We start from the raw sequence: 16,734 nt of genomic DNA, 5'->3' as shown, positions 1-16,734 counted from the left end.
GTCAATGAAAATTCTTGGCGATTGCGCTAACGAACGCCGATTTATGGACAGGTCATTGCGACGCACTAGCATTTGGGCAAATGTAGCCCCGATATTGAACGCCAAAGACGCCCGAAAGGATTGCAGGCACGATGCGGCAAGCAGGCCAAGAACCACGCACCCAGGTTTCATCCGGGCGCATGAAAGAAGATCGCCTCTCAAAAGAGGACTGGCTTGAGACGGGCCTCAAGATCTTCGGCCAATCCGGCCCAGGGGGGCTGCGGATCGCCACCGTTTGCAACGCGATGAAAGTCAGCAAAGGCAGCTTCTACTGGCACTTCAAAGATCGTCAGGACTTTCTGATTTCTCTATTCGAATTCTGGCGCAAACGAGAAACGACCGCGCTCATCGTCTTTGTCGAGAACGCCTACTCGGAACCGCGTGATCGCATCTGGCACGTTGTTGAACTTGTCACTCTCGGTGACTACGATTCGGCCACCGAACTCGCGATGCGGCAATGGGGGCAGTCAGACGAAAACGTGAGTGCAAGCTTGGAGAAAGTGGACGCCGAGCGGATCGCCTTCTTCACGCGACAGTTCGAAGCATCAGGGTTCGACACAGAGACCGCCCACCTACGCGCCATCGCGATTTATGCACTGACGCTTAGTAGCGACTACATGCAAACCAACGAAACCAAAGCGGCACTAGAGGCACGACTGCAAACCAGCCTAGATATGCTGCTCGAAATGCGCTGAACATCAAATGACGCGCGGCTGGTCTAACAGCACGCGCGCCAATTCAGATCTCAAACTTTACGCCTCGTAGGACGCGGCATAGCTTTCTGCGATGGCCATCACGACCGCATGGATCGGGCCAGCCGTGATCTCCGGAATGACGGAAGAATCCACGATCGACAAGTTGTCGAGACCTCGCATCGACAGATTGGCATCTACAATAGCCTCGGCATCTGCGCCCATCCGGCAGGTCGCAACGGGATGGTGGTGCGTGATGACGGCATTTGCGACGAATGCATCGAGTGCGGCGTCACTCTCTAAATCCGCTGGCGTCGGCTGAACCTCTTCTGCGACCCACTCCGACATAGCCTCAGATTGTCCAACCATGCGCGCGCGCTTCACTGCGACGCGGAACAGATCACGGTCCCGTTCGGTCTCAAGGTAATTCGGATTGATCACCGGCGGGTCGGACACGTTCGGACCCGTGATATACAGTTCACCTCGGCTCGTCGGGTTGGTCACACCGAACAAGAGGGTAAACCCTTCGCCAAGCTCGGGCGCCGTCAGCATCTCCGACGCACTCGGCGCACAAACACAGCCGACAACGATGTCGGGGCGTCCGGTCGTCTGCGCCGGGTCTTCAGCCTGATAACTCAAAGACTCGGAAATCTGGAGTTTCGACGGACCGACGTGTTGCTTCGCACGATAGATATTGCCCGCACCGAGCAAGTGGTCATGCAGGTTCTTACCGATCTCACGACGTTCGAGCACACACTCGACGCCCGCCGCCTTCAGAATTTCCGGATCACCAATGCCCGACCGCATGAGGGTCAGGGGGCTCCCGATCGCGCCAAGAGACAGAACGACATGATCGCCGGAGTAGCGTTCGATTTCACCGCTGCGCTCAACTTCGGCCGCCGCAACACGCGATCCATCGAGGACCAAGCGATGCACGAGGCCATTTTTCACAATCGTCAGGTTCGGACGCGCCAAAACGTCTTCCGTGAGCCAAGCATCCGCAACACTCACCCGTTTTCCATCACGGATCATGAGGGCGTTCGGCGCCGTGCCGATGAGTTCCTCACCACAATGGTCATGGAGACGTGGCATCCCCAGCTCTTCCCACCCTTTGATATAGGCGCTCACAAGCGGGTGCGTTTGGTCGGTCGGCAGCATGATCGGCATCGGGCCGCTGCCACCATGAAGTTCATCTTCACCACTGCTCCAGCTTTCTGTCGCCTTAAAATGGGGAAGAAGCCCGTCAAAGCTCCAGCGGTCATCGCCGGTCAGTTCTGCCCAGCGTGCAAAATCTTCTTTGTGTCCGCGTACGTGGAACATAGCGTGCAGGTTACTCGACCCGCCGAGAACCTTGCCACGCGCCCAGCGATGGCTGCGCCCCGCCGTGCCCGGTTGTGGGGTCGTCTCGAAATCCCAATCGAACTCACGGCCTTGAATGAACGGCCACATGTCGGGCTTCGCAATATCAGGATCGGTTGCCTCAGACCCTGCTTCGATCAACGTCACGTTTCGGGACGGATCTTCACTCAGACGAGCAGCGAGAATACATCCGGCCGAGCCGCCACCCAAAATCAGAACATCGGTCTCACGCGGCATCGCCGGACCTCAGGCCGAGGCCCATCAATTTGCGTTGTGTTCTTTCGAGGTGTTCATACATCGCCTTTTCAGCCTCAATTGCATCGCGTGCAGCAATGGCTTCCGCGATCTGTTGGTGTTCTGCGTCGCGCGCTTTCACACGCTCATCGGTGGTGCGTTCATCCGCATCGCTATCGGTGAAACGCAGCCGTGCGTCGTTTTGAACTCGGTGCAACAGGATGTGCAGTTCAGATGCCAAACTGTTTCTGGAGCCCGCGGCAACCGCGCGGTGAAAATCTTGGTCAGCCTGGGCAGGGCTCATTTCTTTTGGCGAATGCGCAGTTTGCAGAATTCGTGCGATCTCGTCCGGTGACGCGCGCATCGCCGCGAGTCGAGCAAGCGCTGGCTCGATCATGAGGCGCATTTCCATTACTTCGAGCGGGTTCGTCGACTGGACCAGCTTTGCACTCGCCGAACGCGTCTCCGAGCTGGCACGGCGACCGCTTTTGGCAGGCGTGAGTTCCCCATTGTCCCGCAGCGTTTTCAGCGATTTCCGGAGGCTGTGACGGGAGACGCCAAGCTGTTCTGCAAGCACCCGCTCCGGAGGCAATTCATTTGCTTCTTTGAGCATCTCGCGAAGATGTTCGATCGGGTCTGAAACCTTTTCCATACGCTTTTCAACTTCCTGTCCGCTCATGGCACTCACTCCCCCCAAGAGACCAATTAATACTCGCATCCGGAATGACACAGAGCCCACCGGTTTCGACAATACTGAGTGAATTTTCAGCGCACCGCAACCAAAAAAAATAAAATGGTCAAATTATGGTTGAGTCTGGTTGAGGGCTCGTGTCTCACTGGCTGCAGAGAGGACGGCGAGCGCCGTTTCGCGCCCATAAGCCTCGAGAAAAATAGGAAGATATCCATGACACCCACGAACACTGCAGCAGAGGCGCCCGCCCTGTTCACCCTGACCACCGGTCCGGTCAATTGCTACCCTGAAGTGCTCTCCGCATTGGGGAAACCTGTTCTTTACGACTACGATCCAACCTTTATGGCTTTCTATGAAAAAGTGATGAGAAAGGTCGGAAGCGCCCTCGGCGTCAAAGACACTCCAATCATTTTGCAGGGCGAGCCGGTATTGGGTCTCGAAGCCGCGGCGCATTCTCTCGTGGCACCGGACGACACGGTTCTAAACCTCGCGTCCGGCGTTTACGGCGCTGGTTACGGGGAATGGTTGAAGCCGCGGGCGGGCAGCTTTCACGAAATCCGCACCGTCTATAATGACGCGATTGATCCGGCCGACGTTGATGCCTTTCTGACCGCACATCCGGAAACTGCCCTCGTTGCGGTGTGCCACCACGACACCCCCTCGGGAACGATCAACCCGATCAAGGAAATCGGCCAGATCGTGCGCAAACACGGCGCGCTCTACGTCGTCGATTCCGTGTCGGCATGGGCCGGTGTCGAAGTCGATGTCGAGGCCTGTTGCATCGACGTGCTCGTGACGGGGCCGAACAAATGCCTCGGATGCCCGCCGGCCCTCTCCATCCTCACAGTGTCGGAGCGTGCTTGGGCGAAGATGGAGGCAAACCCCGCCGCACCGCGCGCATCGATCCTGTCTATCCTCGACTGGAAAGACGCTTGGAAAGCGACCGAAGGATTCCCCTTTACCCCATCCGTCTCCGAGATTTACGGACTTGAGGCTGGGATCGACCTCTATCTCAAGGAAGGGCCGCAAAATGTCTGGGCGCGTCATGCGAAAACAGCGGCGGCCATGCGGGCGGGCGTAAAAGCCCTTGGGCTTGAATTGTGGGCCGCGCGCGAAGAAATCGCCTCGCCCACCTGCACGACGATCAAACTGCCGGAAGGCGTCGACGAAACAGTGCTCCGCAACACGATGAAAGAGAAATACGGCGTGATGATTTCGTCGGGCCGGGCGGAAACGTTTAACAAGCTTGTTCGCGTCGGACATATGGGACCGACTGCGCACCCGATCTATACCGTTCTCACCCTGACGGCGCTGGCCGGTGCCCTGTCCGAAATTACAGGAAAAGATTTTGACCTCGGCGGCGCAATTGTTGCGGCGAATGCCGTTATCGCCGCCTGACGAAACAAGAAAGGCGGCCCAAACGGCCGCCTTTTTTTTCGGTATTCTCGAAAGGTCCAAGATCAGTCGTGAACGACGACACCGTCTTTGGTCATCGGCACGCCGTCAAGCGACAAGGAACAACCGCGTAGCGGGATATCCATATGGCATGGCGTATCGCGGCTTCCGCCCGCCTCGGTGTTCGGACCGGTCGAGAACAGGAAGTTCCCTTCAAAACACCGCGCATCCATCGAGAGCGCAGCCTCACGGTCATAAAGTCCAAGCGTCGTCCAGCTCGCACGGCTCTCCAGACCCCAGCCGACGTGGGCCATCGCATAGGCGTCAGGATCGTTAAAGCTGTCCATGAACGACTTCATATATTCGGCGGTCCAACCGCCTTCGATCTTGGTCACAAAGCCCTTCTCAATGGTCAGGATGACTTTATCTGCGGCGTAGCGCTTGAACGGAAGGAGGATGTCGCCCTCATCAATGACGATCACACCCTCGGCGCTGCCTTCATCGGGCCAACGCGCAATCATACAGCTCGGCCAGTGGTCCCAGCGCCCCGGCTCGTCAGCAAGACCGTATTGCAGCAGGACAGGATATTGACCGAGGCTGCAGCGGAAATCCGTGCCCGCCTTGGACGTCACAGTCATCTCCTTCGCCGGCTCCATATACTTGTTCGCGGCGATCACCTTGTTCTTCGCTTCCGGCGACGGGATCATGCGCAGCATGGTTTCCGGCGGCTCGACGGCCAAGAGCATCCGCGTGCCGGTTTTCAGGATTTCTTCCTGCTCGTGAGAGAACAGTAGCTGCATCGTGTCAATCACGAGATCTGCCGCCTTTAGCCCCGCAAGCGCCGCCGTATTGAAGGCAAGCGGTGTCTTTCCGACATAGCCGGATTTATCGCGCGACAGTGCCTTGTCACCGTTAATTGCGGGCAGGTTGATCATCGTCAGAACACCGCCGAGCAAACCGGTTGCGATACGGGCGCACTCGACGATCTGCATGTTGCTATCGTCAGAGGTCAGGATGGCAACTTGCTCCCCCGGCTTGAGCTGGCATTGTTCAAGGACGTTTTTCCAAGCAATGACAAAGTCTGCGTTGCTAATCGACATGGGAGGTCTCCTAGGACGTTATTTGAGGGCACCAACGGCATGAAAGCCGCGGTTGAAATACAAAAGCGGGCTGCGATCCGGATTGGTCGCGGCTTCCTGAACTTCACCGATAAAGATGCTGTGGCTTCCGGCCTCCATCGCCTGCGTCAGGGTGCAGGCCACAGCCGCCTGAGCGAACGCATAGGCGGGGGCGCCAACGGAGGTCTCGATCCATTCGAAACCTTCGAACTGATCAGCGCCTTCCTTTCCGGTCATCCCGGCGAAACTCTCAGCAACATCGCGGGATGCCTCGCAAAGGATATTCACACAGAAATGCCCATTCTCGACAATCGCATCATGCGCCTGTCCATTGCGGTTTACACAGACCAGCACAGTGGGCGGGTCCATCGTCACCGACGTGAACGCCGTGGCGGTCAGGCCGCGTCGCTCGTCCCCCTTTCCAGCGGTGATCACTGTGACCCCCGCCGCACAGAGGCGCATCGCGGATTTCAGGCCTTCGGTTATATCTGCTTCGGGAAAGATCGTCGACATGATCATGTCTCACTCCTTGAAGGTGCGCATTTATTCCAGATCGGAAGACGCATGAGTTGGTCCACAATGAAGGGCCCGAGAAGCACAACAGTGAACATTCGCACGGTTTGAAATGCCAGAACGGCGGCAACATTTGCCTTGGTCGCAATCGCCACGAGCGCGACAGTTTCGATGCTCCCGGGCGCGGCTGCAAGAAGTGCGGTCTTCATATCAAGATCGGTCACGGCCATGAGCACCAGACCCAGACCCGCACTCAACACGATGAGCGCCAGAGACGAGAGCAGAACAGCGGGCACGAGGCGAAGGACATGGCCGAGGACATCACGGGTGAATTTCAAACCGACCTCGAGGCCGATAATTCCGAACGTCGCGAGGATCATGAGATGCGGCATTTGCAGGTGCATCCAACCCGTTGCCTCAATCGTGGCGCCGATGATCATCGGAATGAGCATCCCCGCAGCGGGAAGCACCTTAATTCTCACCGCAACGAGTGCCAATGCGGCAAGCGCAGGTGTGACGATCGGAGAGAGAGGAGAGATTTCCCGATCCGGCATTTGCGCAATCTGGCTGTCAGGCAAGAACGACGCGAAGAGAGCAACAGACACAATTACCGCGGCAAGTCGAACATACTGCATCAGCGCGACGATCCGCGCGTCCGCACCACGTTCGTTTGCAATGATCACCATCGCGCCCGACATACCCGGAAGGCTGCCATAAACCGCAACATCCTCAGAGATGCCTGTCGTCCGGTTCATGATCCAGCCGATAGAGAAGGCGACCGTCAGCGTGGCGATGGTCAGCGCCACGAGCAAAGGCCACTCCTGAACCGCATCGACAAAAATCGCAGGCGACATGGAGGTTGCGATGAAGACACCTGCGGCCCCCTGCGCCAGCAGATAGGCAGGACGTGGAACGCGAATGGGGCTCCCACTCGCGCCGAAGGCAATTCCGGCGATCATTGCACCGAGAAGCGGAGCTGCCGGAAAATGGATCAGACCGAGTATGGACGCGAGAAAGATCGCAAAGGCAATCAAACCGATCCACTGCACACCTTTGCGCAGATCGGACGAGCCTATGTTCTCAAGAGGATTCATTTCCGTCATACCGCGACTTTCGCACCATCGAGCGCGGCCTCGACGAACCGCGCAGCCTGAAGCGTGCGCGCATCCTCGCCAACGCGTCCGATCACTTGCACTCCAACGGGCAAACCATCTTTGAAAATCGCAGGCACATTAAGCGCGGGCATGTGCAAAAGAGTCCAGGGCGTGTTAAACGCAGGGGCGCCGGTTGACGCAAACCCTTCCGGCGCGACACCCGGAGCGGATGGCGCGAGCAAGACATCCACATCAGCCATCGCCTCAGCCAAGGCTGCCCGAACCTTCGGAAGTGCAGCCAAGGCAGCATCGTAAGCGGGCGCATCGACCAGCGCCTTCTCAGTCAGAAAATCGCGCGTTGTCTGCGTCAGTTGATCCCAGAGGACCGTACGTTCGTAAGACAGAGCGCGTGTCACTTCCCACCCCATCACAGCGGCATGAAGGTCATGCGTCGTCACGAAGTTCTCAGGCACATCAATCTCGACCACCGTTCCGCCAGCGGCCTCAATGCGCTTGATCGCGTAGTCCAATGCTTCCGTTGTGCCATCTTCGGCCAGATCGAAAGGCGGTGTCTTGAAGAGGCCAACGCGGGGGGCGGCTGGAAGCGCATCCCTGAGTGAGAGACTTGGGCGACCGGCGAGGACAGAAGCCACGAGAGCCGCGTCACACACGGTTCGCGTCACGACACCGAGCGTATCGAGTGAGTGCGCGAGAACTTTCACTTCCGCTGGCTCAAGCAGACCGAAAGAGGGTTTATAGCCCACCACACCACAGTAAGACGACGGGCGAATGATGGAACCGGCTGTCTGCGTCCCGAAAGCCATGAGCGCCATTCCTGCGGCGACAGCCGCACAGGACCCCGACGACGACCCTCCCGGCGTATGTCCAAAGTTCCATGGGTTTCGTGTCTTGCCCGAACTCGCCATCGCGAATTCCGTCGAGACCGTTTTCCCGAGGATCAGACCACCCGCCGCTTTGGTCTGAACCACGCAGGGCGCATCCCAATACGGTTGCTTTCCGGCATAGGCCTCAGAGCCATAGCCCGTTGGCATATCGGCCGTATCGATCACATCTTTGACGCCTGTCGGAAGCCCCGCCAGAGGCCCCGCACCCGCTGCATCAAGAGCATCGGCAGCAGCGCGCACCTGCTCCGGATCATGGTAGATATAGGCCTCGACGTCAGAGTCCTTTTCGGCGATCCGCTCAATGTAAGCTTCTGCCACATCGCGATGACGGATCGCACCGGAACTGACCTTTGCGATGAGGTCGGTCGCGTCGAGTTTCAGAAGATCGTTCATGCAAGAAACTCCGAAAGATCAGGGCGCATATCTCGCCATGGGGCCGCGCGCTCGAACTGACCTGCGAGGGAAAACAGGAGGTTTTCACCGCCAAGAGCAGCTCCAAATTGAACGCCGATTGGAAGGCCTTCCTCTGACAAACCAAACGGCACACTCATGGCGGGGAAACCAGAGGCATTGAAAGCGCAAGTGAATGGGCTGTGCGACCAGAAGCGATCATAGAACGCGTCGAGCGTTCCCTTCTCACTCGACAGCTCACCGATTTTCGGCGGGAGCTCAGCGCTTGCCGGAGACATCAGAATATCGAAACGCTCGAAGAAACGACCGAGGCCGCGCGCCGTTGCGTGCAGCTGGTTCACCGAGGCGAGATAATCCATGCCCGTCAACGTAAGCGCCTTGCGGATCCATTCCTCATTGACGGGTTCCAATTCTGCAATCGGATCGTCGATCCCGAGTGCGCGTCCACGGGCCAGCACGGCGCTTGCAACATTCACACCCGGAATAACCTGCCAAGCCGTTTTGAGGGCGTGAGCATCATATCCCGCATCCTCAACTATCTCGACGGAGTGCCCGAGGCTCTCCATCAGCTTCGCGGCCTCTTCACAACGGGCACGGATTTGCGGATCGACAGGAGTTCCGAGCGGGGAATTGAGTGTGAGACCGATACGGAGCGCCTTCGGATCGCGATTGACCGACGCGGCATAGCTCTCTGTTTTTACAGGCTGCGCGTAGGGATCACCAATGTCCGCGCCGCCGGAAATATCGAGCAAAGCGGCACTATCACGCACAGACTTTGTCAGCGCGTGCGGCGTCGACATGCCCGCGATGCCCTCGACCATGACTGGGCCGATGGGGTTGCGCATACGGCTCGGCTTAAACCCAAAGAGACCGGTGTGCGCAGCGGGAAGACGCGTGGACCCTGCCCCGTCGGAACTGTTCGCAAACGGAACGAGACCTGCGGCGACGGCAGCGGCGGAGCCACCCGACGACCCACCAGGCCCATATTCTAGATTCCACGGATTGCGGGTCTTTTCAAACTCACGCGGTTCCGTCGCAAAACTCAGGGCGAATTCAGGGGTATTGGATTTACCCATGAGCACGACACCAGCGGCACGATAGCGCGCCACGAGGGTGCAGTCGGACTGATCAACGTGTCCTTTGAACAAACGGCAGCCCGTCGACATCTCCATGCCGCGCACCGCGATGCCCGTGTTTTTGACCAGAAACGGCACGCCTTTAAAGGGGCCGTCCGGAAGACCGGCATCAATGTCCTGTTCGGCCAGATCGTAGTGCGGATGAACGATCGCATTGAGATGCGGCTCAAGCTTTTCAATGCGGGCAAGCGCGGTCTCGAAAACTTCTTTTGCGGAGACTTCCTTGCTCGCGACGAGCGCAGCAACCTCGGTCGCGTCGAGACTGTCGTATTCAGTGATCATCTTTATCCGATCTGGGCAAGGAAGGCATCCTTGCTCCAATAATCTTGTGTGATTTCGATCCTGCCGCCGACCACTTTCAGCAGATGCAATCCGTCCAGAGCGACCGACTTTGGTGACGGCGACGGAGCGCCCTCTTTCGCCCGAGGGGTAAAGGTTCCGGTCATGCGGTAGCTGACAGCCAACCAATCGGCGGAACGGATCACCTCTTTCGAGGTCCACTCAACGTCCGGCAACATGCCGAAAAATCCTTCCAGTCCTTCCCTGAGAGCGGCGTGCCCGGTGCGCGATTTACCCATCGCGATCTCGTCATGGCGCCCGTCCTCGACGTAGAGGTCTGTCGCAGCCTGCGCGTCATGAGAATTATAGGCGGCATAAAATGCCGTCAGCACATCTTGGTCAGTCATAAGTTCGCTCGAAAGGAGGGAGTAGTCTCAAAGGGCGCGCCCTAGTTCAGGGAAGGCGCGCCCGAGGGTCATGGATGGTCAGGGGTTACCAATCCATGCCGGAGATGGTTTTCACCTGATCAACGAATGCTTCGCGTTTCACTTCGTCGAAGAGACGTGCACGCAGGCGCGGAGCCGGCGAGGAGTTCACGTTCTCGAAGAGAGCCACACGACCAGCAAGAGAGCCGCTCGTCATGTCCCAGATGAAGTTCATCAGGAGCTCTTTCTGCATTGCGCTGACACCGTGACCCGGGAGCAGATCGTGCAGGTAGTGGCCGATATCGGGGTTCTCGAACGCGGATTTACCGAAGCGCATGACGAGGCCCTGACCACACATTTCCTGCAGCGTGTGAATGATGCGCGGGTAATGCTCGATGGAATAGAGACGACCAGCGGTCAGCATCGATACGTCAGGAGTTACAACACCAGAGGTCAGCTGCTGCGGAGTGGCTTCTGCGGCAACGACAAATGCACGAAGCGTTTGTGCGTACTGGATGAGTTCACCGAGCATCTGCTGAACCGCAGGGATTTTGCCCGTGCCAAGCACATCGAGGACGAGTTGACCAGCACCAACGAACAGCTCGGCCTTCACAGCCATGCGGGTCAGAACGTGCCAGTGCGCGAAAACGGTTGCGCGACCATACCACGACATCCCGTCCGGATCACCGAGGTTGAAAATGCGCTCTTTGGGAACGAAGACGTTGTCGAACACGATGAATTGGTCGGCTTCTTCACCCATGGAGGAAACCGGGTGATCGAACTTGTCTGCGTTCGGCTGCGACACCATCTCGCGGGAGATCATGCGAATGCCGTCCGTGTTGATCGGCACAGCGCCCCAAACACAGGCCTCAGGGGGAGTGGTCGTCAGACCGCCAAGGTTGGTGAAGAAGATGTCGTTTGCCTGAGCGGCGATGGAACCAACGGTTTTCGCGCCGGAGACATAGATCCCGTCTTCGGTGGCCTTCTTCACGCGAAGGAACGCCATCTCTGCCGCTTTCGGGTTCGAGCGGTCGGTTTGCGGACCAGCCAAGCTCTCGGAAGCAGTGAGGTTGTTGTTCCGACCGAAGTCCATGTAAGCTTCGATGTTTTCCGCGAAATCCGGATTACAGCCGTCGATCATGGATTTTTTCTCTTTGAAAACATCCTGATAGGCCATGAGACCCGCAACGATGGCAGGCGAAAGATCCGGCGGACGACCGAAGGTGCCAGCGGTCTTGAGGCTGGTGTATTCGATCATCTTGCGGCGGTCAGCCAGCTCCTCAACCGTGGTCGGAAGCTGCCATGCGCGGCTGACGACTTCGCCAGACTTCGGATCAACATAGGTTGTCGCGTCTTCGAATTCCGGCTTGAACTGATCGTCGAACATCTCTGCAATCAGATCGACACCATTAGAGAGCGCAGGCTCATCAGTTACTTTGTCGAGCTTCTTTCCACCGATCCAGATCTGGCGGCCATCATCGAGAGATGCCTTGAATTCTGCCCCCGTCTTGAGGCGATGCGCGGGCTTGGCCGCGTCTGTAGAGGTTTGTTGAACTGTCATAACGTCTCCTGAACGTCCCTGTTGGTGAGGGCGGCTCTACCGAATTTCGGTTCGCCGATTGCAAGTCTGTGCCTGCGATGATCTCAACGTGAGACGCCAACCCAAAAAGTGCAACCAAAAAATAATGGTTGAGGCAAAAAACTGAAAAATTTTCGCAACCACGCCAAAATTACAATCGCACAGGAAAGCCAAATTTTCAAAAATTGCTCAATTATAAAGCGTTTATCTGAGAAAATGGTGGCGTTTGGCGGAAATTTACGCACTTCAGCGCAACCATTTCCAAACTGAACAATTTCAACCATTAAAACGGTTGAGACTTATTGACGACCAAAAGCGCGTCGATATGGTTCACTTAAATTGGTTGACTGAGCGAGTCCGCAAAAGATGGTCCGCACACACCCTTACGAACGCACAACACTTCTCTCAGCTGTCATGGACAGGGAAAGTCACAGGGACATGGTGAGCACTTACGCTCCGACCTCAAAATCGATTTCGAACACGACCCGCCAAATCTCCGGGCCGCGTTCCGTCTCTCTTCTGCGAGCCCTTTACGGTGCAACGCAGACTGTCTCTACGATTTCCTCCGAGACCGCATTCTCCGGCGATGTTGCGCAAGAAAAAATCAGGTCTTCCTCGGCAATTCCGGCACGGCGGATGAGCGGCATCTCGAATCGTGTGTCCCAGCTGCGTCCGGCGAGACCGCACCATAGACGCTCGACCGGCATCTGGTCCCCGATGGGATTGAGGAAGAAAACTTCCCCCGTCTCAGCGTTGGACCACAGCGTTGCAGACAAGGTGACACCATGTGCCGCCAGCCCGAGTTCAAGCGAATACCAATGCGCCAGCTTCACTGTGCAGCTGAGCGGCAATTCCCCAGTGTTTTCAATTTCAAACGCAACTGGCGACAAGCCATCCGTCCCACGCTCCGGCGTCGGGCCGTGCCCCTGCGCAACGGCCGAGAAAGTGCCGGCAGCGAAGAAGGCGACGGAGGAGAAAATGCGGATGAAGTTGGTCACGGGAGGAGCCTCTTTTGGGGGAACGAAATTCGATGCGCGGCTGCGCAACGATAGAACCGGAAACGGAAAACTAAAAAAAAGATTTGTCAACAGATGGAGTGAATCATGACAAACAAGACCACCAAAGGTGCGGTTCGGCTGATCTCGGCCCTCGCGCTTGCTGCCGGGCTGGGAACGTCCGCCATGGCAGAAGAGATCACCAGCATCGCGATCCTGACGCCTGAAACCGGGACCGACTTCGGCTGGAACCAGCAGGGTATCGACGGCGCGAAAGCTGCGGGCGACGCACTCGGCGTCGAGGTCATCGTCGCGGAAAACCTCGGCTACGGCGACGTCCGTCCGACCCTGCGCGAACTGTCTGAAGAAGAGCCGGGCCTCATCATCGCACACGCCAGTGGCTACAACACCGCCGCCCCTGAAATCGGCACTGAAGCCGGCGTAAAAGTCGCAATCGTGGACAGCCCGAGCGCACTGACCGAAGGCGCAGTTGTCGACTACACCGCTTCCGGACACGAAGGCGCATATCTCGCAGGCGTTCTTGCTGCGAAAATGACCCGCTCCGGCACTGTTGGTATCGTCACCTCCGGTGAGCCGCCGTCATGGAACTCCCAATCCGCTGCATTTGCAGAAGGCGTCAAAGCCGCGAACCCCGATCTCGTGATCCGCTATGCGGTGATTGGACCGGCTGCTTACTCTGACGCAGCAGGCGGCAAACGCGTAACCGAATCCCTCATCGCTGCGGGCGCTGACATCATCTTCGGTCAGGGCAACGGCTCTTCCTTCGGCATGCTGCAAGCTGTGGAAACCACGCCGGCTGCCGACGGTGGCAAGGTCATGTTCATCGACGTGATCGGCGACAAGACCCCGATCGACAAAGGCTACCTCCTGTCCTCCGTGCTCTGGAACCTGACGCCGGTTTACGAGGCGATGATCGAAGACATCCGCGCCGACAAATTCGGCACCCGGAACTACGACATCAACCTCGCAGACGGTTCTGTTGCGCTCCTGAAAAGCCCGCAGATCCCGGACGATGTCTGGGCTGAAGTGATGGAAGTGCAGGACGAGATCATCGCAGGCTCTCTCGTCATCGAACCGAAGTTCGACGCCGACTCCGTGCACGCCCTCGTTACAGGCGAGTAATCGTACCCCATACGAACCGGACGGGCCCAACGGCCCGTTCTGCCTATTTTCCGGAGACGACCATGTTAGATGCATCCACCCCAGAACACTCGGCCCAACCGAGCACGGAAGCGCCCCCGATTGTCACATTTGAAGGCGTTACCAAACGCTATCCGGGCATCATCGCCAATGACAGCATCGACATGGAATTTCGTGCGGGCGAAGTTCATGTCCTTCTCGGTGAAAACGGCGCGGGCAAATCCACGCTCGTCTCTATGCTTTCGGGGCTGCAGCAGCCCGACGATGGCCGCATCCTGATCGACGGCGTTGAGAAACCGATTTCCTCCCCCGCAGACGCGCTCGACATAGGGATCAGCACGGTCTTTCAGCATTCGATGCTTGTGCCGAGCCTGACGCTTGTGGAAAACGCGACCCTTGGTCGCAAATGGTGGCAGGCGCCGGACCGCGCGGGCACCGCTGGTGCGATGAAAACAGCTGCTGAACGGATCGGTGTCACACTTGATCCCATGGCGCTCACCGGCGATCTGTCTCTCGGCGAACGTCAGCAGGCAGAGATCACACGCGCCCTCATGCGCGGTGCACGGTTCCTCATTCTCGATGAAGCGACCGCAATGCTCACCCCCAACGACGCCGCGCGTCTGGGCGAGCTGATGCAACGCCTTGCCGCCGAAGGTATGGCCGTCGTGTTCATCACCCATAAGCTTAACGAAGCGGTCGCATATGGCGACCGGATTTCAGTGCTGCGCCTCGGCAAAAAGGTTGGCGGCCTCACGCCCGAAGAGTTGAAGAGCCTCGATGCACAGGAGGCCACCAATCAAGTTGTCCGCCTTATGTTCGGCACCCAGGGCGCTCAGTCCGGTGATGCGGAACGCCCCGACATGTCGACCGTTGACCGCGACGCGAAACCGACGCTCGAATTGCTCGCCCTCTATGCCGACAGCGGGCGCGTTCCTCTGTCGAACATCGAATTCAAAGTCTGGCCAGGAGAGATCCTCGGCATCGCCGGGATCGACGGCAACGGTCAGAAACAACTGGCCGCGGCCCTCGCAGGACAGGCCCCCATTTCGGACGGGCGTGTCGTTCTGGACGGCGATTACATCGACCGGATGTCCATCGGACAGCGCCGTGCGAAAGGCATGAGATACGTCACGGATGACCGGCTCGGCGAAGGCACCGTCGGGACATTTCCAATGTCGATCAACCTCTTGCTCAAAGAAATCGGCGAAGCGCCGTTCTGGCGCAGTGGATTGGAACAACCCGAAGCGATCCGCGAAAACGCACGCCGACAGGTTCGCGACTACGACATCCGCACCCCGTCGATTGAAACACCGATTGGCAAATTGTCCGGCGGCAACATCCAGAAAGTCTTGCTCGCCCGCGAATTGTCGGGCAGCGCCCGCGTCGTGATTTTTGAGAAGCCGACCTACGGTCTTGACCTCGCAAATATCGCGGCAACACAAACACGCATCCGCGAAACCGCACAAAGCGGCGCGGCTGTCATCCTGATTTCCACAGAACTCGACGAAATCCTCGCCCTGAGCCACCGGATTGCCGTGATGGATCAGGGCGAAATCAAAGGCATCGTCGAGAACACAGATGGCGCGCGGCACAAGATCGGCGAGCTGATGAGCGGAGTAAAGAAATGAGCACGCAAACCATGACCGAAACCGGTAGCACTGATCGTTTCCGCGCCAAGTTGCAGTCCATGTCCGGCGTCTTACTGATGAGCCTCGGCCCTGTGGTCGCCGCCTTTATCCTCTCTGGGATTATCCTGCTCATTCTCGATGTAAACCCGTTCTCCTATTACGGCTACGTCTTCGGGCGCGGCCTCCTGTCCCCGACGGGTGTGCAGGCGACGCTGACCCGCATGGGGCCGCTCCTTTTGATTGCGGCCGCTCTCATCGTGGCGTTCCGTGCGGGGATCTGGAACCTCGGCGGAGACGCACAATTCCTGATCGGGGCTGTGTTCTGCGCCGCATGGACCCCGCTGATGGCACCTCATGTTCCCGTTTGGCTCGGTCTGCTTGCGGGCGCTGCGATCTCTGCTGTTTTCGGAGGGATTTGGGCTTTGGTTCCGGCATTCCTGAGGGCGTATCAGGGACTGAACGAAATCATCACGACTTTGATGATGAATTTCCTCGGAATCTCATTCGCATCGGTACTTGTAAAGCTCGTGTTCCTTGATCCGACTACGACCGTTCCGCAAACACGAACACTCGCTGTCGATGACCGCCTGCCAACTCTTTTCGGCACAACAATTTCGAGTGGCTTGGTCATTGGCCTAATCGCTATCCTGGGCGTCCACTTCATGATGACGCGCACAGCCTTTGGCTTGCGTCTTCGGGTCGTTGGCGGCAACGCAAGTGCTGCGGTTCATGCCGGTTTAGCTGTGCCGCTGCTGACTGTTGCTGTCTTTGCCATCTCCGGCGCTCTTGCGGGTCTTTCAGGCGGCGTCGCGATCCTCGGCCAATACGGCAACGTCCGTGCCGATTGGAATCCGGGTTACTCGCTCGCCGTTGTTCCACTCGTCTTCCTCGCGCGCTTCAACGGCTTCGCAGCCATCGGCTTTGTCGCCCTGTTCTCCATCCTCTCGATTGGTGCAGAAAGCGCCGCGCGCCGCACGGGCATCCCGAACTACTTCACCCTCGTGACCATCGGCATCCTGCTCGTAATGCTCGCAATCTCTGAATACTACGGCGCGAAGCGTCAGAAAGCTGGGGCGTGAT

General features: G+C 58.0%; 16 protein-coding genes. 5 read left to right on the top strand and 11 right to left on the bottom strand.

The window, feature by feature from the left end:
• Positions 1-179: 179 nt before the first annotated feature.
• Positions 180-734 (top strand): TetR/AcrR family transcriptional regulator, encoded by a 555-nt coding sequence (locus LA304_RS03200; protein WP_224501675.1) that lies wholly within the window; start codon positions 180-182, stop codon positions 732-734.
• A 57-nt stretch (positions 735-791) separates the two neighbouring features.
• Here LA304_RS03200 and LA304_RS03195 read toward each other — a convergent pair whose 3' ends face one another.
• Together LA304_RS03195 and LA304_RS03190 are read right to left on the bottom strand one after the other, a co-directional pair.
• On the bottom strand, positions 792-2,327 hold the full coding sequence (locus tag LA304_RS03195) for a GMC family oxidoreductase (protein WP_224501674.1): 1,536 nt from the start codon (positions 2,325-2,327) through the stop codon (positions 792-794).
• Positions 2,317-3,003: a FadR/GntR family transcriptional regulator gene (locus LA304_RS03190; protein WP_224501673.1), complete on the bottom strand. Its 687-nt coding sequence runs from the start codon at positions 3,001-3,003 to the stop codon at positions 2,317-2,319. The genes LA304_RS03195 and LA304_RS03190 overlap by 11 nt, the downstream gene beginning before the upstream one ends.
• 225 nt (positions 3,004-3,228) lie before the next feature.
• On the opposite strand from LA304_RS03190, the gene ppaT reads away from it, so the two are divergent.
• On the top strand, positions 3,229-4,413 hold the full coding sequence (gene ppaT, locus LA304_RS03185; protein ID WP_224501672.1) for a pyridoxamine--pyruvate transaminase: 1,185 nt from the start codon (positions 3,229-3,231) through the stop codon (positions 4,411-4,413).
• A 62-nt stretch (positions 4,414-4,475) separates the two neighbouring features.
• On the opposite strand, the gene LA304_RS03180 is transcribed toward ppaT, so the two are convergent.
• The 9 genes from LA304_RS03180 to LA304_RS03140 all read right to left on the bottom strand — a co-directional run bounded on the left by LA304_RS03180 (position 4,476) and on the right by LA304_RS03140 (position 12,868).
• Positions 4,476-5,510: a M29 family metallopeptidase gene (locus LA304_RS03180; protein WP_224501671.1), complete on the bottom strand. Its 1,035-nt coding sequence runs from the start codon at positions 5,508-5,510 to the stop codon at positions 4,476-4,478.
• A gap of 18 nt (positions 5,511-5,528) precedes the next feature.
• Positions 5,529-6,047 (bottom strand): flavin reductase family protein, encoded by a 519-nt coding sequence (locus tag LA304_RS03175; RefSeq protein ID WP_224501670.1) that lies wholly within the window; start codon positions 6,045-6,047, stop codon positions 5,529-5,531.
• Positions 6,044-7,144: an AbrB family transcriptional regulator gene (locus tag LA304_RS03170; RefSeq protein ID WP_224501669.1), complete on the bottom strand. Its 1,101-nt coding sequence runs from the start codon at positions 7,142-7,144 to the stop codon at positions 6,044-6,046. The genes LA304_RS03175 and LA304_RS03170 overlap by 4 nt, the downstream gene beginning before the upstream one ends.
• Complete coding sequence (locus tag LA304_RS03165) at positions 7,141-8,433, bottom strand: amidase (protein WP_224501668.1); 1,293 nt, start codon at positions 8,431-8,433, stop codon at positions 7,141-7,143. The genes LA304_RS03170 and LA304_RS03165 overlap by 4 nt, the downstream gene beginning before the upstream one ends.
• Entirely contained in the window at positions 8,430-9,869 is a 1,440-nt protein-coding gene (locus tag LA304_RS03160) for an amidase (RefSeq protein WP_224501667.1), read from the bottom strand. The genes LA304_RS03165 and LA304_RS03160 overlap by 4 nt, the downstream gene beginning before the upstream one ends.
• 2 nt (positions 9,870-9,871) lie before the next feature.
• Positions 9,872-10,273 carry a nuclear transport factor 2 family protein gene (locus LA304_RS03155; protein WP_224501666.1) on the bottom strand — a complete coding sequence of 134 codons (402 nt, stop codon included), beginning with the start codon at positions 10,271-10,273 and terminating at the stop codon, positions 9,872-9,874.
• 85 nt (positions 10,274-10,358) lie between these two features.
• Complete coding sequence (locus tag LA304_RS03150; protein ID WP_224501665.1) at positions 10,359-11,852, bottom strand: 4-hydroxyphenylacetate 3-hydroxylase N-terminal domain-containing protein; 1,494 nt, start codon at positions 11,850-11,852, stop codon at positions 10,359-10,361.
• Positions 11,853-11,935: 83 nt separating this feature from the next.
• The gene (locus LA304_RS03145) at positions 11,936-12,154 is read right to left on the bottom strand and encodes a hypothetical protein (RefSeq protein WP_224501664.1); all 219 of its coding nucleotides are present in this window, start codon (positions 12,152-12,154) and stop codon (positions 11,936-11,938) included.
• A 246-nt stretch (positions 12,155-12,400) separates the two neighbouring features.
• Positions 12,401-12,868: a hypothetical protein gene (locus LA304_RS03140; protein WP_224501663.1), complete on the bottom strand. Its 468-nt coding sequence runs from the start codon at positions 12,866-12,868 to the stop codon at positions 12,401-12,403.
• A gap of 105 nt (positions 12,869-12,973) precedes the next feature.
• Between LA304_RS03140 and LA304_RS03135 the strand changes: the two genes are divergently transcribed.
• From LA304_RS03135 to LA304_RS03125, 3 genes are all read left to right on the top strand, one after another.
• Complete coding sequence (locus tag LA304_RS03135; protein ID WP_224501662.1) at positions 12,974-14,008, top strand: putative B6 ABC transporter substrate-binding protein; 1,035 nt, start codon at positions 12,974-12,976, stop codon at positions 14,006-14,008.
• A 62-nt stretch (positions 14,009-14,070) separates the two neighbouring features.
• Positions 14,071-15,654, top strand: a complete 1,584-nt coding sequence (locus LA304_RS03130; protein ID WP_224501661.1) for a putative B6 ABC transporter ATP-binding protein — start codon at positions 14,071-14,073, stop codon at positions 15,652-15,654.
• Complete coding sequence (locus tag LA304_RS03125; protein ID WP_224501660.1) at positions 15,651-16,733, top strand: putative B6 ABC transporter permease subunit 2; 1,083 nt, start codon at positions 15,651-15,653, stop codon at positions 16,731-16,733. Before LA304_RS03130 ends, LA304_RS03125 begins: the two co-directional genes overlap by 4 nt.
• The last annotated feature ends 1 nt before the right edge of the window (position 16,734 follow it).

Source organism: Celeribacter litoreus (genome assembly GCF_020165855.1).
GTDB lineage: Bacteria > Pseudomonadota > Alphaproteobacteria > Rhodobacterales > Rhodobacteraceae > Celeribacter > Celeribacter litoreus.
Note: the sequence above shows the minus strand (reverse complement) of the source record. Positions and strands in the feature narration are given on the sequence as shown.

Bases quoted from the DNA above. Each gene is read 5' to 3' on its own strand.
- LA304_RS03135 (WP_224501662.1), top strand. From the start codon at position 12,974: ATGACAAACAAGACCACCAAAGGTGCGGTTCGGCTGATCTCGGCCCTC.
- LA304_RS03150 (WP_224501665.1), bottom strand. From the start codon at position 11,852: ATGACAGTTCAACAAACCTCTACAGACGCGGCCAAGCCCGCGCATCGC.
- LA304_RS03160 (WP_224501667.1), bottom strand. From the start codon at position 9,869: ATGATCACTGAATACGACAGTCTCGACGCGACCGAGGTTGCTGCGCTC.
- LA304_RS03190 (WP_224501673.1), bottom strand. From the start codon at position 3,003: ATGAGCGGACAGGAAGTTGAAAAGCGTATGGAAAAGGTTTCAGACCCG.
- LA304_RS03130 (WP_224501661.1), top strand. From the start codon at position 14,071: ATGTTAGATGCATCCACCCCAGAACACTCGGCCCAACCGAGCACGGAA.
- LA304_RS03165 (WP_224501668.1), bottom strand. From the start codon at position 8,433: ATGAACGATCTTCTGAAACTCGACGCGACCGACCTCATCGCAAAGGTC.
- ppaT (WP_224501672.1), top strand. From the start codon at position 3,229: ATGACACCCACGAACACTGCAGCAGAGGCGCCCGCCCTGTTCACCCTG.
- LA304_RS03155 (WP_224501666.1), bottom strand. From the start codon at position 10,273: ATGACTGACCAAGATGTGCTGACGGCATTTTATGCCGCCTATAATTCT.
- LA304_RS03170 (WP_224501669.1), bottom strand. From the start codon at position 7,144: ATGACGGAAATGAATCCTCTTGAGAACATAGGCTCGTCCGATCTGCGC.
- LA304_RS03145 (WP_224501664.1), bottom strand. From the start codon at position 12,154: ATGGTTGAAATTGTTCAGTTTGGAAATGGTTGCGCTGAAGTGCGTAAA.
- LA304_RS03125 (WP_224501660.1), top strand. From the start codon at position 15,651: ATGAGCACGCAAACCATGACCGAAACCGGTAGCACTGATCGTTTCCGC.
- LA304_RS03175 (WP_224501670.1), bottom strand. From the start codon at position 6,047: ATGATCATGTCGACGATCTTTCCCGAAGCAGATATAACCGAAGGCCTG.
- LA304_RS03180 (WP_224501671.1), bottom strand. From the start codon at position 5,510: ATGTCGATTAGCAACGCAGACTTTGTCATTGCTTGGAAAAACGTCCTT.
- LA304_RS03195 (WP_224501674.1), bottom strand. From the start codon at position 2,327: ATGCCGCGTGAGACCGATGTTCTGATTTTGGGTGGCGGCTCGGCCGGA.
- LA304_RS03200 (WP_224501675.1), top strand. From the start codon at position 180: ATGAAAGAAGATCGCCTCTCAAAAGAGGACTGGCTTGAGACGGGCCTC.